14 protein-coding genes are annotated in these 21,640 nt (G+C 68.4%); 12 read left to right on the forward strand and 2 right to left on the reverse strand.

Annotated elements, in window-relative coordinates; translation table 11 throughout:
• Positions 1-256 precede the first annotated feature (256 nt).
• Entirely contained in the window at positions 257-769 is a 513-nt protein-coding gene (gene mobB / locus Q9293_RS14765) for a molybdopterin-guanine dinucleotide biosynthesis protein B (RefSeq protein WP_306247846.1), read from the forward strand.
• On the forward strand, positions 766-1,335 hold the full coding sequence (locus tag Q9293_RS14770; protein ID WP_306247849.1) for a molybdenum cofactor guanylyltransferase: 570 nt from the start codon (positions 766-768) through the stop codon (positions 1,333-1,335). The genes mobB and Q9293_RS14770 overlap by 4 nt, the downstream gene beginning before the upstream one ends.
• A 126-nt stretch (positions 1,336-1,461) precedes the next feature.
• Here Q9293_RS14770 and Q9293_RS14775 read toward each other — a convergent pair whose 3' ends face one another.
• Both Q9293_RS14775 and Q9293_RS14780 read right to left on the reverse strand, forming a co-directional pair.
• On the reverse strand, positions 1,462-2,238 hold the full coding sequence (locus Q9293_RS14775; protein WP_306247851.1) for a hypothetical protein: 777 nt from the start codon (positions 2,236-2,238) through the stop codon (positions 1,462-1,464).
• Positions 2,239-2,352: 114 nt separating this feature from the next.
• Positions 2,353-3,579: a hypothetical protein gene (locus Q9293_RS14780; RefSeq protein WP_306247853.1), complete on the reverse strand. Its 1,227-nt coding sequence runs from the start codon at positions 3,577-3,579 to the stop codon at positions 2,353-2,355.
• Between the two features lie 62 nt (positions 3,580-3,641).
• Here Q9293_RS14780 and Q9293_RS14785 point away from each other — a divergent pair, with 62 nt between their 5' ends.
• The 10 genes from Q9293_RS14785 to Q9293_RS14830 all read left to right on the forward strand — a co-directional run bounded on the left by Q9293_RS14785 (position 3,642) and on the right by Q9293_RS14830 (position 21,639).
• Positions 3,642-4,382, forward strand: coding sequence for a hypothetical protein (locus tag Q9293_RS14785; RefSeq protein ID WP_306247854.1), 741 nt, complete (start codon positions 3,642-3,644; stop codon positions 4,380-4,382).
• 186 nt (positions 4,383-4,568) lie between these two features.
• Entirely contained in the window at positions 4,569-5,210 is a 642-nt protein-coding gene (locus Q9293_RS14790; protein ID WP_306247856.1) for a TetR/AcrR family transcriptional regulator, read from the forward strand.
• Between the two features lie 69 nt (positions 5,211-5,279).
• Positions 5,280-6,407 (forward strand): ABC transporter permease, encoded by a 1,128-nt coding sequence (locus Q9293_RS14795; RefSeq protein ID WP_306247858.1) that lies wholly within the window; start codon positions 5,280-5,282, stop codon positions 6,405-6,407.
• A gap of 2 nt (positions 6,408-6,409) precedes the next feature.
• Positions 6,410-7,081: an ABC transporter ATP-binding protein gene (locus Q9293_RS14800; protein ID WP_306247860.1), complete on the forward strand. Its 672-nt coding sequence runs from the start codon at positions 6,410-6,412 to the stop codon at positions 7,079-7,081.
• A gap of 38 nt (positions 7,082-7,119) precedes the next feature.
• The gene (locus tag Q9293_RS14805; RefSeq protein ID WP_306247862.1) at positions 7,120-7,986 is read left to right on the forward strand and encodes an efflux RND transporter periplasmic adaptor subunit; all 867 of its coding nucleotides are present in this window, start codon (positions 7,120-7,122) and stop codon (positions 7,984-7,986) included.
• A 53-nt stretch (positions 7,987-8,039) separates the two neighbouring features.
• Entirely contained in the window at positions 8,040-9,323 is a 1,284-nt protein-coding gene (locus tag Q9293_RS14810) for a TolC family protein (protein ID WP_306247864.1), read from the forward strand.
• Positions 9,324-9,381: 58 nt separating this feature from the next.
• On the forward strand, positions 9,382-12,828 hold the full coding sequence (locus Q9293_RS14815; RefSeq protein WP_306247866.1) for an exodeoxyribonuclease V subunit gamma: 3,447 nt from the start codon (positions 9,382-9,384) through the stop codon (positions 12,826-12,828).
• On the forward strand, positions 12,825-16,220 hold the full coding sequence (locus Q9293_RS14820) for an exodeoxyribonuclease V subunit beta (protein ID WP_306247868.1): 3,396 nt from the start codon (positions 12,825-12,827) through the stop codon (positions 16,218-16,220). Before Q9293_RS14815 ends, Q9293_RS14820 begins: the two co-directional genes overlap by 4 nt.
• Positions 16,213-18,129: an ATP-dependent RecD-like DNA helicase gene (locus Q9293_RS14825; RefSeq protein ID WP_306247870.1), complete on the forward strand. Its 1,917-nt coding sequence runs from the start codon at positions 16,213-16,215 to the stop codon at positions 18,127-18,129. Before Q9293_RS14820 ends, Q9293_RS14825 begins: the two co-directional genes overlap by 8 nt.
• 483 nt (positions 18,130-18,612) lie before the next feature.
• Entirely contained in the window at positions 18,613-21,639 is a 3,027-nt protein-coding gene (locus Q9293_RS14830; protein WP_306247871.1) for an ATP-binding protein, read from the forward strand.
• Position 21,640 lies beyond the last annotated feature (1 nt).

Consider the following 21,640-nt stretch of genomic DNA (forward strand, 5'->3'; position numbering starts at 1 on the left):
GAGGGGGATCCGGCTGAAGGGGTTTAGGGGCACGGAAGTCTGCGACTGAAGGACCAGCGGTCCGCCGGACGGAGGAACCGGCCGGGACTGGCCAGCGCTCCTCCTTCATGATGCCGAAAAGCCTCGCCCTGGGAGGTCACAGTCTGACTGACCCAGGCCGAGCGCGACTGGGCAAGGAAGATATGGCTCGAACGGGCTCCGCTTCCACCCCGGCCCGGCCCGTGCCTGAATGGTGGGGCGGGAATGCGGAGGGGCCATGAAGGTCATGGGCATTGTGGGTTGGAGTGGCAGCGGGAAGACCAGCCTGGTGGTGGAGATCCTGCCCCTCCTCCGGGAGCGCGGCCTCAAGGTGTCGACCATGAAACATGCGCACCACCGTTTCGATGTGGACAAGCCTGGCAAGGATTCCTTCCGGCACCGGGAGGCCGGCGCCTCCGAGGTGCTGGTGGTCACCTCCTCGCGCTGGGTGCTGATGCATGAATCCCGCGAAGAACCCGAGCCCAGCATCGAATCCCTCATCGAGCGCATGACGCCTGTGGATCTGCTGCTCATTGAAGGATTCAAGACCCACCACCACCCCAAGATCGAGATCCATCGCGAATCTGAAGGGAAACCCCTCCTGTGCTTGGATGATCCCGAAATCGTCGCGGTGGCCAGCGACGTTCCCCTATCAGATGTGAAGATCCCCAGGCTGGATCTGAACGACCCGCGTGCTGTGGCCGATTTCATCCTGACTTTCAACGCGAAGATCTGGATAGGGCAAGCATGAAGGTCGGCCTGCTGCTTCTCACGGGAGGCCAGGGCTCGCGCCTGGGCGTCCCCAAACACAGCCTCGCCCATCCCGCCGGACCCTCCTGGGGAGGGCACCTGGTCGCGGTGTTCCGAGTGGTCTTCCCCGAAGGGCCCATCCAGATTTTGGGTGAGCCCCTGAGCGATCACCCCGAACTCCAGGTGGTGGCGGATCCACGCCAGGGACCTGCCGTGGCGCTGGCCCACTGGGCGACGCTCCCTGTCCCCGCCGTCGACCTCTGGTGGGTGGTGGCCTGCGATCAGGTGCGCTGGAAGGCGGAGGAGCTGCAGGCCTGGGTGACGCAAGCCCAACAAGCCGATCCTGCTTGCGGCCGCTGGGTGCTGGGCAGGTCCGAAGGCCGTCTCCAACCGCTGGGCGGCCTGCTGCCCCACGGTCTGCGATCCGCCCTCGCAGCGTCCAAGCTCCGCTCACTGTGGGCCCTAGCGGAATCCCTGCCGCACTGCATCCTCGACAACAACCTGCCGGGCTGGCGGGATGTGGATACGCCGGAAGAGAAAAGGTGCTTCGAGGAAGAATCGCTTTGACCAGCGACCTGAAACACATGGACGTTCAAAAAGAAAAGGAACACCACCAAGGCACGATGACATCAAGAAGAGCCAAAAAAGGCTCGAAGGTCATTGGCGAGAGTTCGTAATGGGCCTCTCGCGCCCTTAGGGCCTCGCCCGGCGCCCCGGATCAGGGCGGTTCTTCCAGCTTTGGTAGGCGGCCTGGAAGCGGGCCTGTTGGGGATGTTGATCGCCGGTGGCCCATTCGTGGATCAACGTGGCGATGCCCACCGTGTGCAGCACGGGCCGGGCCTTCTTCTTGATCAGTTCGGCGAGGTTGAACACCAGGGCGTCCTTCTCGTCAAAAGGTGGGCGGGCCTCATCCCGACGGGCCTGGGGCTGCTCCTGAAGACCGCGGTAGATGCCGGACAACCGGTGCATGAGGTTCGTCAGGTGCCGCAATTCCTCCTGGCGGTTTTCAGGCCCCCTTCCGCTGACTCCAGCCACGGGCTCACCTTCACAGGAGGAAGGGGTCAGAAACCACTCGGCGGCGTGGCCATCCTGCCAGAGCTGCCGAATGGCGTTGTTGGCATCCACGGTGCGACGGCTGCCGTCCAAGGTCCAGGCGGAATGGCCGTGCTCATAGGTGTCGAGCACCAGCCTCAGGCCTCGGGGCTGATCCTGGAGGCAGTCCAGCAGCTGGTCCATGGCCTGGGCCACGCGCCCGAAATACGCCTCGATGTCCTGGTAGGCCCTGGCATCCAACCCCAGGCGCCGCGAGCCCAGGTACGTCTTGTAGTGCAGAGCCAGGGCCTTCAGTTCGCCGCCGCAGACCGTCGCAGTCTTCGCCTCACCCTGACCCAGCCGCACGAAGTGCCGGGTCTCCAGGCGCTGGATCTCATTCAGATTGTGGATCAGCCTGCGCGAGGGAATTGCCACCATTCCGACCGACTCCGGATTGAAGCGTCACTGGGTGCCTAGGGGGGCTCCCAGTGTACTCCCTTCCCGACCCAGCCCCTCTTGTTTTTCCGATAGAACCCATGCCACCTGCTTGAATCAGAGCCCCAGGCCCTTGGGCAGCCTCGGACTGGAGATGAGATCCACGAAGACTTCCCAGCGCCGCGTGGGCTGTTCGATGGTGCCACCCTGGCGGTTCACCCAGTCCCTCACCAGCTGCTCCCCCAGGTTGTAGTTGATGACGTAGCTCCGGTAGGTATCGATGAACCGCAGTCGCTGAGCGGCCTGGGCCTCGGTGCGCAGGGAATACTTCACCAGGAAGGCCTCGGCCTGGGCACGATCCAGCTGACCGTCCAGGTAGCCGCGGGCGGCCTCGTTGTCGGCAAAAGCCAGCGTCTTCATCTCCGTCTGCACCCTGGCCCAGCGCTCGGCTTCCGCTGGATCGAGCCCTGCCAGGGGGAAGAGCACATCCCGCTCAAAGGCCAGTCGTTCAGCGCCTGGGAAGGCCACCTCGATGCCGAAGTTGGCGGTGCCCTCGGCAATGAGCGACTGGGGCGAAAACAGCGGATACACCGTGAATTCCACCCAGCCCCTGCCCTCGGGCTCGGGCCGGGCGAAGCGCTGCTCCAGCAGGGCGTTGTAGACGTGGTGGCCGGGATAGCCTTCGTGGGCCGCCAAGTCGAGGGCCCGGTCCATGGCGATGGGCAGGTCCAGGTTCACCTGGATCACCGAGCTGCCGCCGCCCTGGTACCAGTTGTAGGCCGACCAGGATTTGCCGGTGACGTATTCCACGCGGAAGTGGTCGGTGGTGGGCAGGGTCGCATGCCGACGCGTGCGCTCGCGGGCCTCCGCAATGGCCGCCTGGAACACGGCATCCACGCGGTCCACAGGCACCAGCACCTTCTCCCGCGCCTGCTGGTAGCGCGCCTGGACGGAACCACTCCCGGGCAGGATCTGATCGAGCCGGGCCAGGGCCGCGTCGAAGGTCGCCTCGGGAACAACCGGCGGGCGCACCTGATAAAGGGCTTCGGCCTCGTCCGCGAAGCTGAACACATGGCCCTGCAGGCGGGCGATGTGGGCTTCCACGGCGCCGAGCTGACCCAGCAGGTAGTCGCGCCGGATGGCTTCACCATCGGAGATGGTGGCCAGGCCTTCGAGCAAGCGCTGGGCCTCGGTCCGCAGCGCCGCGAGGGGTCGCGGCTCTCCAGCCTCGGCCACGGCCTTCCAGGCTTCGGGGCCGTAGTAGGCATCCACGAAGTTGGCATCGTGGCGCCCCACCGCCAGCACCAGGTTCACATAGTCGATGGCCCCATCCCCAAGCGTCATTTCGGCTCCTCCGACCTTGGACTGTACATGGATTGGGCTGGGGGTACACTCCTCGGATGTTCGTGGCGGTGGGTCGGATTCCTGAACAGGCAGAGGCCCTGGCCACGGCGGCCCGGCTGGGGAATCTGGCCCTGCCCGATGCCGGGCGCCTGCTGGCGGGAACCCTGCCACGCATCCTGGTGCGCGCCTCGCCCGAGGCGGAGGCCCTTGCCGCGGCGCTCGGCGCCGCAGGTTTTGTGGCCTGGACCGGAGAACCGGCAGACGTGCCCACCGACGAGCAGCGCATCGTGGTTCGCAGCCTGGCCTGGGAACCCGGCGGCTTCCGGGCCACGGACAGTCTGGGGGTTCAGCACCCCTGCCCCGCGGCCTCCGTGCGCCTGCTGCAGCGCGGCGCGCGCAGCCACCAGGCCACGGACATCACCCAGACCAAGGAAACCAAGTTCAATCTGGGCCGGGCCGTGCTCAGCGGGGGCCTGCTGCTCACGAAGACCACCGCCCGGGTGAAGGAGACCACCACCCACACCAAGGAACCGTTTCTGCTGCTGCAGCGCGGCGACGGGCAGCCCGATCTCCTGATCTCCGAGCACCGCGTGAACTACGCCTGCCTGGGGGCAGAGATGAAGCACGCCACCCTGGCGAATTTCAACCTCCTCTGCCAGCGCCTCCAGGCCCTGTGTGCGGCGGCCCCCTTGGATGACCGGGTGGCAAGGCCCGGCTTCGTGGCGGGCCAGCCCCACCTATCCGTGGATGCGCTGGACCTGGCCCTGCACCTGGTTTCCGAGGCCCGCCGCCGGAGCTGCTGACGCGGAGCGCGGGTTCGGGCCTCCGAGCCAGGGGTCTCTGTATTTTTTTTGAACGCTGTTGATTTTTTTGAACAACGTTCTATTATTGAACATCGTTCGGAGTTTGTATGGACAACCAGCGGGTTCGCCCCCCTCCCTTCGCTCCCACCAGCGCCACCGTTATGCTGGAAGGTTCCAAGGAGCCCCATGTCCCCCGAATCCATGCCGCGCCTGTCCCGCCGGGAGCAAACCCGTCAGGCCGCCCGCCAACGGATCATGGATGAAGGCCGCAAGCTCTTCGCGGAAAAGGGATATGACGCCGCCACCATGAGGGATGTGGCCAAGGCCACCCAGTACACTCCCTCGGCCCTGTACTACCACTTCAAGGACAAGGCCGAACTCATGCACGCGATCTGCACCGAGGACTTCCTGGGCCTGACCCACCGGTTTCAGGCGGTCATGACCAGCGCCAACCCCTTGGATAACGTCAAGAACCTGGGCCGTGCCTACGCCGAATTCGCCCTGGACTATCCCAACCATTACCGACTCATGTTCATGACCCGCCACCCTCTTGGCCCCACGCCCAAGGACCAGTCCCGGATGGGTGATCCCGAGCAGGATGCCTACGCCCTGCTCCACCGCCTGGTGGCCCTGGCCATGGAACAAGACCTGCTGCGCCCGGACCTCACCGATGCCCACCTGGTGGCCCAGACCTTCTGGGGCGGGGTCCACGGCCTGATCACCCTCCAGTTAGATAAGGGCTGCGACCACTGGGTGCCCTGGACCGACATCCACGCCCGCATCGACCTCATGTGCGACGTGCTGAGCCGGGGCGTCGAACGCGCCTGATCTGAATCGCCACCCATCGACTTGACCCGGGCCCCGGCCCAGCCGGAGGCCTGCCCCCCAGGAGCTCCCATGGTGGATCTCGCCCTGCGCATGCTGCTGCACGACCGCCTGCGCTTCGTCATCACGGTGAGCGGCGTGGCCTTCGCCGTCACCCTCATCCTCTCCCAGGTGGGCCTCTTCTTCGGACTGCTGAGCAACTCCTCCGTGATCGTGCGACACCTGCCCGCCGAACTCTGGGTGACGTCCAGGAACACGCCGAACGTGGATTTCGCCCAGCCCTTTCCGGAAGCCTACGTCAACCGCGTGCGCTCGATCCCAGGCGTGCAGCGGGCGGACAACCTCATCGTCACCTTCCTCAACCTCACCCTTCCCAATGGCGCCACCGAGGGCACCGTCACCTATGCGGTGGAGGATTTCGAGGCCTGGCACCTGCCCTGGCGAATGGAAAGCGGCGACATCCGCGACCTGCGCAGAGGCAACTTCATGTTTACAGATGCCTCCGCCGTGCGCCGCATCGGCGCCTTCCGGACCGGCGACTACCGCCAGGTCTCCGGCGTGCGCATGCGCTACGCGGGCCGCTCCGAAGGCGCCACCTCCTTCACCACCACGCCCGTTTCCTTTCTGGACTACCGCCTCGCCCAGCGCATGAACAGCAACCTGCTGGAGGGCAACACAACCTACATCCTGGTGAAGGCCGAACCCGGCGCCGACCTGGGCGCGCTCAAGGCCGAGATCCAGCGCCGCCTCCCCCACAACGATGTCTACACGCGGGAAGAGTGGGCGAAGCGCAGCGACGACTACTGGATCAAGAACACCGGCCTGGGCCTGAATGCCTACATCACCGTGTTCCTCGGCATTCTCGTGGGTGTGGTCATCGTGGCGCAGACGCTCTACACCTCCACCATGGAGCACATCAAGGAATTCGGCACCGTGAAGGCCATCGGCGGCTCCAATGCCGATATCTACCGCATCCTCGGGCGCCAGGCCCTGGTGGCCGCGGTGATCGGCTTCGCCATCGGCGCCCTGCTCACCCTGGCCATGAAGCCGGGCATCTCCGCCATCGGGCTTCGCCTCATCCTCCCGGCGCCGGTGTGGATCACCGTGGGCATCGGAACCCTTTTCATGTGCCTTCTCTCCGCCGGCGTGAGCTTCCGCAAGGTCGCCAACATCGATCCCGGCCTCGTGTTCAGGAGCTGACCATGGCTGTCCTCGAAGCCCGCGACATCGTCAAGGAATACCAGGAAGGCCGGGAACGCACGCGCATCCTGCACGGCGTCAGCCTCAGCGTGGAGCCTGGCGAAGTGGTGGCCCTGGAAGGCCCCTCGGGGTCGGGCAAGACCACCCTGTTGCAGATCCTCGGCTGCATCCTCAGCGCCACCGAAGGCGAGGTGAGGGTCAACGGGGTGCCCGTGCAGCGAGACCAGGGCCCGGCCCAGGCCGAGCTCCGCAAGCGGCACATCGGGTTCGTCTTCCAGCAGTTCAACCTCTTCCCTTCGCTCACCGCCCTCGAGAACGTGCAGTACGCCCTGCAGGTGAAGGGGCACAGAGGGCCCGGCCTCCGGGAGGAGGCCCGCCGCTGGATCGACGAGATGGGCCTCGGCGAGCGCGCCCACTACCTGCCGCGCGACCTTTCCGGCGGCCAGAAACAGCGGGTGGCCATCGCCCGGGCGGTGGCCGGGCAACCGGCCGCGCTGCTGGCGGACGAGCCCACCGCCAACCTCGACACCCACGTGGGCCAGCAAGTCCTTCAACTCTTCCGCCAGCTCGCCACCGAACACCGGCGCGGCGTCCTCATCGTCACCCACGATCCCAAAGTCCGCGAGATCGCCGACCGGGTCCTCACCATCCGCGACGGCCTCATCCACGCCTGAACGCATCCAGACCTGACCCCATCCACCCAGGAGCCGCCATGAACCTTCGCACCGCCTTGACCTATGCCGTCCCCACCCTTGTTCTGACCGGCGCCGCCCTCCTTTGGAGCAGGCCCACGCCGAAGGCCCCACCCAGCAGCGATGCGGCGATCCGGCGCCCCCGCCAGATCCGCTGCGAAGGCCGCGTCACCACGTACCCAGGGGCAGACATCATCCTGGCCCCGGAATACGGCGGACGGCTGGACACCCTCGCCGTGCAGGAACTGGATCGGGTGAAGCCTGGGCAACTGCTGGCCCAGCTGGATGCACGCGAACAGACCGCCGCCCTGACCGCGGCCCGGGCCCACATTGCCGAGCTGGAAGCAGAACTTCGTTTTCTGGCTCTCGAGCAAACCCGGCAGGCCCGCCTCTTGAAGGAGGGTGCCGTGGGCCAGCGCGCTTTTGATGATTCCGACTCACGCCTCAAGCTCACCCTGGCCCGGGTTGAGGCCGCGCGGGCCCAGGTGGCCCAGCAGGAGGCCCTGCTGTCCAAACTCACGGTGCGGGCGCCCTTCGGAGGCACCGTGGTGGAGCGCATGGCCCATGCGGGCGAGCTGCTGCCCGCGGGCGCCAAGCTATTACGGTTGGCCGACCTCGACCGCATCCGGGTGGAGGCGGAGGTCGATGAATACGACCTGTCCCGCCTCCAGGTGGGCAGCCCCGTCACCGTTGAAGCGGAAGGCCTCACGGGCACCTGGGCGGGCAAGGTGGAGGAAATCCCCGAAGCCGTCACCCAGCGCCGCCTGAAGGCTCTGGATCCCTCGCGCCCCACGGATATCCGCGTGGCCATCGTGAAGGTGGCCCTGGCCGGCCACACGCCCCTGAAGCTGGGTCAGCGCGTGGAATTGAGCATCCAGGCCCACTGATCCACCCGCACCGCAACCCGCCATCCCTCCCGCGCAGCCCCCCAGGAGATTCCATGCGACGCCTCGCCCTCCCCCTGCTGGCCCTCGGCCTATCCGCCCTCCATGCCGAAGAGCTGCATCCCACCGATGCCGTCCGGGCGGCCTTGGCCTCCCATCCCCGCCTCGAGGCCGCGCGGGCCCGCCGCGAGTCCGCCAGCGCCCAGGCCCGCCAAGCCCAGTGGGACCAACTGGGGCGCCTGGATCTGGGCCTCCAGTGGAACCCCAGCTACCAGAACCGGGAGGTCACACTGCCCTCGGTGCCGCCGACCAGCTTCTCCCTGGGGCCTTACGCCCGGCACCAGATCGAGGCCAGTCTCACTCAGCCCCTCTGGACCTGGGGCGCCCTCACGGGCCGCAGCCAGGCGGCCTCCTTCCGCGAAGAGGCCGGACTTCAGGCGGAATCCCGAGAGGCCCAGATGGTGGCTTTCGAGGCCACCCGGGCCTTCCTGTTCGCGCGCCAGGCCCAGGAATCCGTGCTCGTGGCGGAGCAGAGCGTGGCCCAGCAGCAGGCCTTCCTCCTCACGGCCCGGGCCCGGGTGGCTGAAGGCGCCGCCCCCAGGCTGGATGTGCTCAAGGCCGAGCTGTCCCTGAGCGAAGCCGAATCGAAACGCATCACTGCTCGCAACGAGGAGCGATCCACCCGAGAAGAACTGGTGACGGTCACCGGGCAGGCCCGCTTCCGATCCGCGACACTCCGCAGCGGAGACACGCCCCTTCAGGACCTGCCTTCCGAAGACGCCGCCCTCACCCGGGCCCTCAGCCAGCGCGCCGATCTGAAGGGCGCTGCCCGGCTCGCCCAGGCGCTGCGCACCGGCGCTGCCGCAGAACGGGCCGCAGGGCTGCCCAGCCTCAGCCTGCGCACGGTGCTGTCCCAAAGCAGCGACGCCGCCAGCGGCCTGCACCAGTCCGCCAACCGCACCTACGCCCTGGGGTTGGCGGTGCAGTGGGAGGCCTTCGCCTCGAAGCGGTCTCAGCTGCGCTTCGCGGATCTCAGCGCCCAGGCCCGAACCCAGGAAGCCCAGACCCGGAACCTGGAAGACCAGCTGAAACTGGAGATCCGCACCGCCCGCTGGAAGGTGGAGAACGCGCGGGCCCAGGAAGGGGTGGCCCAGCGCGCCCTGGCCCAGGCTGAAGAGCAGGCCCGCGTGTCGCGGGTGGCCTATCAGGAGGGCATCCGCACCGCCGTGGAGCGGCAGCTGGACGAAGTGGCCCTCAGCGGGGCCCAGGACCGGCTGCTTCAGGCCCAAACAGATCTTGAGCTGGCCTGGGCCGCCCTGCGCCTGGCCCTCGGCGACTAGACCCAACTCCGACCAGCCACGACAGGCATTGTCCATCCGCTTCTTCTAGAGTGGAGGCATGGCCTCACTGCCTCCCGGGCTTCACGTCTTCTACGCCAACCAGGTCGAACGCCTGGTGGCGCAGCTGGCGCTGGACCTGGCCCTGTTCCGGGGGGCGGAGGGCGTCTGGAAACCCGCCACCATCGTGGTGCCCAATCCCAACGTGAAGGACTTCCTGCGGGCCTCCTTCGCCGAGGCCTTCGGCGCCGTGGCCAACCTGCACTTCAGCTACCTGGAAGGCTTCTGGGGCCGCCACGCCAACCGGCCGTTGCTGGATCGCAGTACCCTGACCGGTTCCATCCTCTCCGTGCTGCAGGATGCCGACACCGCGCGGGATGCGGGCCTGCAGCCCCTGACCAGCTACCTGGAAGGCGAGCCCGTCGATCTCAAGACCGTGCAATTGGGCCAGCGCCTTTCCCATCACCTGGAGCGCCTGCTGCTGCAGCGACCGGACTGGATCCGCGGCTGGGACCGCGGGCTCCCCGCGCGTGGCGCGGAGCCGGTTGCCCTCGAAGCCTGGCAGCGCGCCCTGTGGCGCCGCCTGCGCCGCGCCTGGAAAGGGTCGAAGGAGCCGCCCCTGCCCCTCATCGACTGGCTGGAGGATGCCAGCTTCGCCCAGGCCCCCTTTCCCGAGGCGGTGTTCCTCTTCGGCATGAGCCACATGGCGCCGGTCTTCCACCACGCCCTGGCCCAGGTGGGCACTCGCGCCTCGGTACGCCTCTACCTGGTGAACCCCTGTGAAGAGCCCTGGGATCTGGATGCCCGAGCAAAGCCCACGTACAGCGGCGACGACTTGCCAGAAGGCCTCGAAGGCGAAGATCCCTTCGCCCTGCACTCAGACCGCGCCGAGGTCATCCTGCAGCGCTGGGCCCGGCCCGCGCGGGAACAGCTGCGCCTGCTGGCGGGCCTGGCCCAGGGCGACTTCCTGGGCCGCTTCGAGGCGCCTGATGGAGCAGGCCTGCTGCCGCATCTGCAGCGCCGGATCCTGGCTTCCTCCAGTGATCGGGAACCCTGGGAGAGTTCCGATCCCAACGACGATTCCCTGGGGATCATCCCCTGCCCCTCGCCCCGTCGCGAAGCGGAAACCGTCGCCAACCTCATCTGGGATCTGGTGCAGCGCAGCGGGGGGGATCTGCACTTCGGCGACATCGGCGTGCTGGTGCCCGCCTCGGAGCAGGAGGCCTACCAGGAGCATCTGGCCGCGGCCTTCCGCAGCGCCCATCAGATTCCCTGGGCCCGGGCCTTCGGCGCCTCCCGTGCCCTGCACGATCTGGTGGAGGCCTGCGAGCTGCTGCTGGATCTCGCCGGAGGCGATCTCAGCCGGGCCAGCTTGCTGCGGGCCGCCAGCCATCCCTTCATTCAGGCGCGCCTTGGCACCACGCCGGAGACCTGGGCTCAGCTCTGCGAACAGGCGGGCATCGTGGCCCGGTTGGATGCCGCGGAAACCGAAGGCACCTATGTGGAGGGCGGGCGCTGGACCTGGGATGAGGGCCTCACGCGCCTGGCCCTGGGCCGCTTCATGAAGGACGACGCGGCCGTGGAGGAGCTGGGCGCCATGGGACATCCGCTGGGCCGCGCGGAATCCCCCGCGCTGGTGGCCCTTCTGGGGCCGCTCACAGCCGACCTGCGGGCCCTGGGCCAGGGCCGCTTTCCCCTCGCGATTTGGCAGGAACGTCTGGAAACATTCCTCAGCACCTACCTGGGGCCCGAGGCGGAATCGACCAGCGAAGGAGAGGCCGAAGCCTTCGAGAAGGTGCGCAAGGCCCTGCAAAAGGTCACTCAGCTTCAGGTGCCGGGACTGCCCTGGGTGACCCTGGATTTCCAGGCCCTGCGCAGCCTCGTGAAGGGCGCCCTGGAGGCGCTGATGACCGACAGTGCCCTGCCGCCGGGCCGCGGCGTGCAGGTGAGCTGCTACACCCCCCTGCGCGCCATTCCCTTCAAGGTGCTCTTCCTCATGGGCCTGGGCGAGGGTCTCTTCCCAAACATGGAAAGGCCCGACCCCCTCGACCTGGTGGCCTCCAGCCCGCGCCGCGCCGGGGATGTGTCCCGCCCCGAGCAGGACCGGCAGCTCTTCCTGGAGGCCCTGCTCTGCACGCGCCAGCACCTGGTCTGCACCTACCCCAGCCGCGCGGCCATCACCGGTGAACCATTGCAGCCCTCGCCCCTATTGCAGGATCTGGCCGAAACCCTGGGCGAGGAACGTTGGTCGGCGGCCTGCCTGCCCGAGCAGCCCCTCCACCGCCACGACCTCTCCCAATTCCCGGATCTGCAGGCTCCGACACCGGGCGCCCCTCAACCCTTGCCCTGTCACAACCCCGCGGCACGGCGCGAAGCCGAGGCCCGGTGGCTGGGCCAGCGGTTGCGGCAGGAGATCGGCCAGCGGGACCTGCCGCGCCACCTGCCTTCCGCCGGTGGCAGCCCCGCCCTGCAAGCGGTCCTGGAGACGCGGGTGGCAGGCTGCGGCCCCATCGCTGAGGTTGAAGCGCCCCTGCCCAGCCGCCTGCGCCTCACCCTCAAAGACCTGCGGCGCTGGCTGGAATGCCCCGTGCAAGGCGGCGTGGTGCTGCGCCTGGGCGTGCGCAGTCAGGACGAGGATGATCCCTCCGACGTGGAAGAGGTCCCCGTGGATTCCGGTCCTCTGGATCAGTGGTGGCTGCTGCGCCGCAGCTTCTGGCACGCCGCCGCCACCCACACCCACCTCGCCACCGCCTACGCGCAGACGCGCCACGATCTCGAAGGCCAGGCCAAGGTGCCCATCGGTCCGCTCGGTGAAGGCGAAGGTCAGCGCCACCTGAACACCCTGAAAACCTGGTGCGAGTTGGTGGGCGAGGTTCGCGAGGCGAGGCTCCATCGCTTCGGTGCGGGCCTGCCCTTTGAAACCCAGGGCCTGCCCCTGGAGGATCACGGCGCGCTGCTGTTCGACCTGCCCCATCCCCAAGGTCTCAGCGCCATTCAGCTCGAGGGCCTCACGGAACCCCTTTGCGGCGATGCCTTCCTGCTGCTGTCCACCACCGAGTGCGGGAAGGAGGGCCCCAAGGAGCGGGATCGCCTGGCCTCGCTGCGGGCCTGGCTCAGCCACGTGGCCCTCTGCGCGGCCGGCGCGAGCGTTCCCCGTTCCGCCCGGCTGCACAGCGCCCCGCGGGAAGCCAACCCGGCGGTCTGGCAGCTCCCGCTGCCCGCCATTCCCCAGCCGGAGGCCCAGTCTCTGTTGGAAGGCTGGTGCCGCGAGATTCTGGCCGACGATGCCCCCAGGCTCCTGCCCATCGAAGCCCTGCTGGCCTCCCGGCCCGTCACCGATCTGGCGGATTGGATCCAGGATCAGAGCGACCAGGAGGATCGCGCCACCCTCACCAGCTTCCGTGGCCCCGTGCCCCGGGTGAAGGATCTGGAGGTGGAGGATCTCGAAGTAGGCCGACGCAGGCTCGCGCCCTTCCTCGCGCTCCAGTCCCAGTGGGAGCGCCCATGAACGCGCGCCTTGGCAGCGTCCGTGTCAGCAAGCCCGCCCTGCTCGACGGGCTGCGGCCGGGCCACGAGGTCATCGAAGCCAGCGCCGGCACGGGGAAGACCTACACCCTGCAGCGCCTGGTGGCGGACCAGGTGATCCGGGGGCTTTCCACCATCGATCGCATCCTGGTGGTGACCTTCACGGAGAAGGCCACCCAGGAGCTGCGCACCCGCATCCGCACCTACCTGCAGGACGTCCACGATCAGGTGGAGGACAATGACCAGGGGCCCTTCTGGGAGATTAACGCGGAGGCCCGCGAACGCCTGGCCGCAGCGCTGCGGGCCTTTGAGCAGGCTCCGGTGTCCACCATCCATGGCTTCTGTCGCCAGGTGCTGCAGGAGGCCGCCCTGGAGGGCCGCACCCTCTTCGACCGCGAACTGGCGGACGAGCGGGCCCTCTTCGGTCGCGCCTTCCGCGAGGCCCTGAACCGCGTCTTCACCCAGCAGCCCGAACCCCGCACCATGCTGAAAGCCAGCCTGGCCGTGGGACGCAGCATCGAGGCCCTGGAGCAGGAACTTTGGAACGTCCATGCGGATGGCGGTCAGCTGTGGCCCGCCTGGGAAGCCTGGCGCGCCTGGATGGAGGCCCTCGAGCCCGCCTGGTTCACCGAGTGCAATGCGCTGGCGCTGGATTGGAAAACCGCCAAGGTGCACCACAGCACCCTGGCCTCGGCGGGCAAGGCCCTGACCGCCCTCGCCGCGAACCTGCCCCAAGCCACCACGGATTTCCAGCGGGCGCAGGTCTTCGACCGCCTCAGCCTGGGCTCGCTGTGGAAAGCCACCGCCGCGCTCAACGGCGATCACGGCCAGCTTCACGCCTGGCTGCAGCGCGGCGAAGCGAGCCTGCTCAGCCCCGAGGCCCTCCTGGCCCACCGGTTCCTGCCCGAGATCCAGCGCACGCAGCAGCACCTCGCGCAGACCGAAGGCCTCTTCACGTTCCAGGGCATGATCCACGGCGTGGTGGAGGCTCTGGAAGGGCCCGATGGCGAGGCCCTGGCCCAGCGCCTGCGGCAGCGCTACGACCTCGCCCTGGTGGACGAATTCCAGGACACCGACCCCCTGCAGTGGCAGGTGTTCCGCCGCATCTTCCTGCGGGAGGACCGCCGCCTCATCCTCATCGGCGATCCCAAGCAGGCCATCTACGGGTTCCGCGGCGGCGACCTGCCCACCTACCAGGCGGCCTGCGCCGAGCTTCTCCAGGGCCCCGAATCGCAGGCTGATGCAGGGCCTCAGCGCCTGGAGCGGAACTTCCGTTCCACCGCCTCTGTCATCGAGGCCTACAATCACATCCTCGGCGGTGGCGCGGACGGCTATTTTGGCGATCCCACGCTCTATCCCCGACCCGTGGCTTGTGGCCTCGAACACCTGCAGGCCACCGTGCAGGGAAGCCCGCTGCCGCCCGTGGATGTGCTGGTGCTCGACACGGCCCAGGGCGGCCAGAGCCTCTGGCGGCGCCTGGCACGCCAACTGGCGCTGCGGGTGCGGGATCTGGTGGCCGCAGGCATCCAGTTCGGAGAACCCGGGAAAGTGCGCGTGCTGGGCTACGGCGATGTCCAGATCCTCGTGGGGAAGGCCTCCGAAGGCGAACTCATGGCCAGGGCCCTGCGCGCCGAAGGCATCCCCTGCGCCTTCTACAAGCAGAAGGGCCTCTTCCAAACCCGGGAGGCGGAGGAGTGGCTGGATGCCTTGCGCGCCGTGGCCGATCCCCGGAACCCTTCGGCCCAGCTGCGCGCTTTCATGAGCGCCTTCTTCGGCTACAACCTCACCGACCTGCGCGACTTGGCCAGCCTGCGCGAGGATCATCCCGCCCTGCAGCGCCTGCTGGCCTGGGGCGCCCTGGCCCAGCAGCAGCGCTTCGGCGACCTGCTGGAGGCCATGCAGGAGGAGAGCGGCCTGATCCGTCGCCTGCTGCTGACGGAGGCGGGCCACCGCGCCCTGGTGAACGTCCGCCACATCGCCGAAGCGTTGCTGGGTGTCGCCTCCCAACGCCGGATGACGCTGGAGGATCTCATCCGGCAGCTGGACCGCTGGCGCCGCGGCGTCGAGAAGCCCTCGGCGGAAGAAGGCGACCTGCAACGCCTCGAGGGCGACCGGGAGGCGGTGCAGATCCTCACCCTGCACGCCGCCAAGGGCCTGGAGGCCCCCATCGTGGCCCTCTTCGCCTACGGCAAGGGCCGCGGTTCCAGCCTCACCCGCTTCCACCACCTCGGGCAGCGGGCCCTGTCCCTGGGCAGCGTGCCCGAAGCCATCAAGCAGCGGGCCGCCCAGGAGGCACGCGAGGAAAGCGAACGGCTGCTCTACGTGGGCATGACCCGCGCCCAGGCCAAGCTCATCCTCTGCGCCTTCACCGAAACGAACGACAAGGGCGACCTGAAGAAGCTTCAGAACGCCTACGATCCCCTGAACGCCCGGCTGGTGAAGCTGTTGGATCAGCGCGGTGACCTCTTCCGCTGGGAACGGCTCACGGCCCTGGGCACTTCCCCGGCAGATGCAAACCCCGTGGGCCTGCCTGCGGATTTCATTCCGCCTCCGGTACCAGCCGCGCCCCCGTTGGATTACGGCCCCTTGGCCCGGGCCGCCCGCCCCTTCATCACCACCTCCTTCACCGCGCTCCAGCACCGCCTCGACCTGGCAGAAGCGCCCCTGCGCGGCGACCGGGATCAGCCCGGGGCGCGGCCCTCGCCTGGCGAGTTGCCCATGGGCACGGCCACGGGCCAAGCCCTGCACGAGCTGCTGGAGTGGGCGGATCCCGCCGCCATGGATTCGCTCGCCGCCTGGTCGAAGCGACCCGAGGTGCAGGCCCAGATCCAGGCCACCCTCGACGTGCACGGCCTGCCCCGAAGCTGCGCGGCGAAGGTGGCGGAAACGGTCTTCGCGGGGCTGCGCTCGGACCTGCCCCTGGCCTGGGGCGGCGCCATCCAGATTGCTCGGTGCCCGCGGCTGCTGCGGGAGGTGGATTTCTTCTCGCGCTTCGTGGACGCCCGCCGCTTCCCGCAGGACAAGGATCTGCTCAAGGGCTCCATCGACGCGCTCTGCGAACAGGACGGCCGCGTCTACCTGCTGGACTGGAAGAGCAACCTGCTGCCCGACTATGCGCCGGAGACGCTGCACGCCACGGTGATGGCGCACTACCTGCTGCAGGCCCAGGTCTACCTGCAAGCCTGTCTCGCCTTCCTCGACATCCGCGACGAGGCCGCCTACGAGGCCCGCTTCGGCGGCATCCTCTACGTCTTTCTCCGGGGCCTGCCAGGCCAGGGCACCTGGTCCCTTCGGCCCAGCTGGGCGGAATGCCTGGCCTGGCAGCGGGAGCTGGAGCGGGTTCATCGAGCGGTGATCGAGGTGACCCATGGCTGAAGGGCGCGTGCTGTCCCCCGTGGGCTGCTTCGGGCCGCGCCCCTGGCAGGAGTTGCTGGAACGCGCCCAGGTGCTGCTGAAGGAGCTTGGCCTGGAGCCGACACTGGCCACCCTGGCCCACCGTGTGGCGCGGCTGGCGCCAACGCCTGAAGCCCGCCACCAAGCCTTCTGGCTGCTGCTGGGCGTGCTGATCTCTGAGAGCCAGGGCCACAGCCGGGTGAATCTGGAACAGCCCGACTGGCCTGCTCCCCTCGCCGCCGCCATGGGCCCGTGGGAACCGCTGCGACAGGCCCTTGAGAGCGCGGAGCTGGAGGGCTTGGTGGGTACGGCGCAGAAGGCGGGGCGCCCCCTCATCCGCGATGGCCGCTGGCTCTCCTCCCAGCGGTTGCGGGCTTCGGAAACGCGGGTGGCCGAGGCCCTGCGCACCCGGTTGCAGCGGCCCGCCGCCGAAGGAAGGGTGGCTGAATCGGTGTTGAGCCACCCCGTGGCGCTCAACGCGGGGCAGTGCCACGCCGTGGCCTTGGCCCTGACGTCACCACTCACCCTCATCACCGGCCGTCCCGGCACGGGGAAAACTTCCATCCTCGTGGCCCTGCTGCGTTCCCTGCAGCGCCAGGCGGAACCCCTGCCCCTGGATCGCATCCTCCTGGCAGCCCCCACGGGCAAGGCCGCCCAGCGCATGGGCGAGGCGCTGCGGCAGGGCTGGGACGCCATTCCGGAACCCGATGCGCTCGACCTCAGGCTGCGCGAGGAAGGTCCCGAACCGCGCACCCTGCACCGCGCCCTGGGCTACCACGCAGGCACCGGCGGCTTCCGCCACCATGCGGAGCACCCGCTCCCCGCCGAGTTGGTCATCGTCGACGAAACCTCCATGATCGGCCTGGAACTGCTGGAGGCCCTGCTCGCGGCCCTGGCTCCCGAGGCGCGTCTGGTACTGCTGGGCGATGCGGACCAGCTGCCCTCGGTGGAAGCCGGGGCCGCGTTCCGCGAGTTGGTGGCCAGCCTGCCCCAGGCCACGGCAACCCTGCGCCAGAGCTACCGCATGGATCCCCGCAACCCCAAGGGCCGCCACATTCTGCTGCAGGCGGAACGCATTCAGGAGCCCGCTCGCGCCGCCGAATTGTGGGGCGAGGATGGCCTCCGCCGAGGTTCGGTGGAGGAGGCCGCAACGGCGGGCGGGGTCTGGCTGGTGGAGCCGCTGCCACCCAAAGGACGCTGGATGGCCGCCTTCCTCCAGAGCTGGCTGCAGGAGCGCATCTGGGCCGGCGCGGGACCCGCGGCCTGGCGGGCCAAGGTGCTGCCGCCGCTTCATCACGATCAGCAGACATGGGCCCAGATCGATCTCGACCGCGCCCGCGACCTGCTGGCCCACTTCGATGGTTTCCGGCTGCTCTGCCCCGTGAACGAAGGGAACGATCTGGGCGGGGTCGATCCCATGAACCGGCATCTGCATGCGCTGGCCCTGGAGGCGTCTGCCGACCGGCTGGAATGGCAGCCCCGCTTCGTGGCGGGAGAACCCGTCCTGGTGCTCCGCAACGATGCGCAGCGCGGCCTCTTCAACGGTGATCAGGGCGTGGTGCTGCCTGTGAAACGCGGCCGCGGCGAGCCCCACCTGGAGGCCCTGTTCCCCCGGGGCAGTGGCCTGGTGGGCTTCCCGCTACCGTCCATCCAGGACAGCCTGGATCACGCCTATGCCATGACCGTGCACAAATCACAGGGATCGGAGTTCAGGCATCTGGCCCTGGTGCTGCCTCCGGCCGAACATCCAGCCCTCACGCGCGAGGTGCTCTACACCGCCCTCACCCGCGCCAAGGAAAGCGTGCTGCTGCTGGGCACCCAGGAGGCGGTGCAGGCAGCCTGTGCGCGCAGTGTGGCGCGGCGCTCGGGGCTGAGCGGGCAGTTGGGCTAGGGTCTGTTTTCAAAGTGGATGCGGGCCGCGACGGTAGCCAGCCGCGCACATGGCAAGGCAGCGGCCGCAGGGCGATGCGGGACATCGTTCAAGGCCGATAACGCAGCCAGGGGTGCGGCTGGCCACCGTCCCCCTCTCCCTATCGCAGGCCCCGCATGGGGCCTGCTCCTGCCCTGCGTCCCGCCGGGCAGAGGGCGGAACCGGGCAAGGGGCGGCGCCCGGCGTGATACAGCGTCAAGCTCCTCGTCGATAGTGCCACTATCGCCTTCGTCGCTTTCCTTGTCTCCCTTGGGCGGCGCCCCTTGCGCGGCCACACCCCACTTTGAAAACAGACCCTAAGGCATATTTGCAACCGGCAAAGCAGGCCACGAGAACCAGCTTTGTGCTCGCAAGGGCCCCTGCCCGAGCAGGCAATATTGGCTGCTTGCCGCGACAATACTCAGTCTGCGAAGAATGAGGCCGATGGCTGCTCAAGGCCCCTCCATGTTCCGTCCCCTCTGCCTGACCCTGTGCTGTTTGTGCTCTGCCCTCCTGGGCCAGGGCGAAGGTCGGCCCCCCTTCCGCACCTTCGGGCCCGAGCAGGGACTGAAGGGCACCTGGACATTGGCTCTGGAGCAGGATGAACAAGGCTTCATCTGGGCCGGGGCTGACACGGGGCTGTTTCGGGGCGACGGCGAACGCTTCTCCAGCCTGCCTGCCCCGACGTCCATGGGCAGTGTGCTCGCCATCGCCTGCCGCCCAGGCGGTGGCCTGCTCGCCGCGACGAAGGGCGGTCTCGCCTTGCTGGACGGTCAGAACCTGAGGTTGGCCACGCCTGCAGATGGGCTCCCAGCCGGAACCGCCACAGCCGTGAGCCTGGATCGCCTGGGCCGGGCCTGGGTGCTCATCGAGGGCCGACCCTATCGGGAAAGCAGTCCCGGGCATTTCATCGCCGCGCCGGGTTGGCCCGAGGGCCAGCGCGCCCAGGATCTTCGCGCCAGGAGCAACTCCGGCACGGTGCTGGCCGTGGTCGAGGATCGCCTGTGGCTGGGCACGGTGGAAGGTGGCACCTGGGAATCCATGGCCGGGCCCGGCGGCGCGCTGGCGCAGGCGGCCCAGGATGCCGACGGGCGGCTGTGGGTGCGCAATGACCGCCAGGTGTGGGGCGCGACGCCCAGCGGAGCGTGGGAATCGCTGCGGGACCACCTGCCCATCGTGGAGGCCTACAACCTGGAATTGCGGCGGGATGGGCGCGTCTGGGCGTCCACCAACCTCGGCCCCCTGGGTTTACGAGGCGCCACGCGCATCCAGGTGCCCACGAACCCGCTCTTCCCCTATGTGAATTTGCGCTCGGTCCTCGTGGATCACGAAAACGGCCTCTGGCTGTCCTGCCTGGGCGTGCAGCGAATCCTGGGGCGCAACCTCGTCCGCCAGTACGGCAGCAGTGAAGGGCTGGAGGGCTACACCACCTGGTCGCTGCGACGGGATCACCAGGGCCGCCTATGGGTGGGCAACCGCGCGGGGCTGGCCCTGGGCACGCCCGCGGGCTTCCGCATGGTGGTGCGGGGCCTCTTCCTCAACCAGGTGGACATCGCCCCGGACGGCGGCATCTGGTCTGGCGGCGGCGATGTGCAGCGGGCGGTCTACCGCGTGGATCCCAACACCCTGAAGGCCGAGCGCATCGAGACCAGCCGGTTCCAGGAAGGGCGATTCTCCAAAGGTTTCGCCTTCGTGGGAGGCGAGGTGTGGGCCGCCAGCATGGAGCAGGGCATCTGGAGCCTGGTGCCCCGTCCTCCAGGCTGGGCCTGGTCTCCCGTGCCCATGCCCGAAGGGGCCGGCACCCTCCAGTTCCTCCGGCAGGATCGCGAAGGGCGCATCTGGCTGGGCACGGAACGCGGTCTGTACTGGCGCAAGGGGCGAGGATGGGAGCAGCTCGACAGCTTCACCGGCGCGCCGCCCCACAGCTTCGCCCTGGGCCCGGGAGGCCACATCGAAGTGGGCCTGCTCGGCCCCCCCGCTTTCCGCAGGTACCAGATCCTGGGCGACCAGGTGCAGCCCCAGGGCGCCTGGAATCCCCTGCCCTGGAATCCGGCCGCCCAGGTGTTTGCGGCCACCCTCGACGGGCAGGGCCGCCTCTGGCTGGGCACCTCCCAGGGCGCCTACCGGGTGGATCCCCGGGGCCGGGAGCACCCCGTCTACCTCAGTCGCCAGGAAGGCCTGCCTGGCAACGACTGCGACCAGGACGGCCTCCTGGTCGAACCCTCCCAGGATGTCTGGATCTCCACCAGCGCCGGGCTGGCCCGGTACCTGGGCTCGCAGGAAACCCGGCTGCCCGCCATGGAGGCCCCCATCGTGACGCGGCTCACCGAACAGGGCCGCCCCCTCCCCTGGCACACACCCCTCACTCTGAAGGGCAACCTCCGCGAAGTGGAGCTGGGCTTCCAGGTGCTCTCCTTCGACCGCCAACCGCGTCTCACCTTCGAGGCGTGGATCGAGGGCCGCGAAGCCCGGTGGCTGCCCCTCAATGGGCCGCGCCTGAGCCTGGCAGGCCTCGACCCCGGCCATCATCTGCTGAAGATTCGCGCCGTGGATGAGGACGGCACCTATTCCCCCCAGCTGGAACTTCCCCTCATCCTCCTGCCGGCCTGGTGGCAGACGTGGTGGGCGCGCTTGCTGGGACTGCTGGCCCTGGGCGCACTGATCACCTTGCTGGTGCGGTGGCGCAATGCCCATTTGCGGCTCAGAAACCTGAAGCTGAAAACCGAGGTGGCCGCCCGAACGCTGGAGCTGCAGGAAGCCAATGTACGCCTCGCCAAGGCCTCTGAGGAAAAGACCAAGTACCTCGCGGGCATGAGCCACGAGCTTCGCACCCCTTTGAACGCCATCCTGCTCTACAGCGAACTCATCAGCGACCGCGCCGTGGAGCAGGAAGACCACCAGCTCAAGGAGGACGCCACCCGCGTGAACGCCTCGGGCCGACACCTGCTCCAGCTCATCAATGGCGTCCTCGACCTGGCCAAGATCGAGGCGGGCATGATGGAACTGGCTCCAGAACCCGCCGAGGCCCAGGCTCTGGCCCAGGAGGCCCTCGCCAACGTGGAGCTGCTGGCCCGGGCCCGGCGGAACATCCTCCGGCTCGATGCCGATCAGCGCCCCATCCCCTGCGAGGTGGACGCGGGAAAGCTGAGGCAGATCCTCATCAACCTGCTCGGCAACTCCGTGAAGTTCACGGAAGACGGGCTCATCACCCTCCGCGTCCGCGAGGATGGCTCATCGATCATCTTCGAGGTGGAAGACACCGGCATCGGCATGACTGCCGATCAGATGGGCCGGGTGTTCCGGGCCTTCGAGCAGGCTGAGGGCGCGCATACGCAGCAGAGGTACGGAGGCTCAGGCCTCGGGCTCAGCCTCTCCCTGCGGCTCGCCGAACTCATGGGCGGCAGCCTGAGCGGCCGGAGCGTGGCTGGAGCAGGCTGCTGCTTCATTCTCAGCGTTCCCCGAACACTCGCAGTGGAACGACGTCAAGCCTGAA

Origin of the sequence: Geothrix sp. PMB-07 (assembly GCF_030758935.1) — a bacterium.
Taxonomy (GTDB): domain Bacteria; phylum Acidobacteriota; class Holophagae; order Holophagales; family Holophagaceae; genus Geothrix.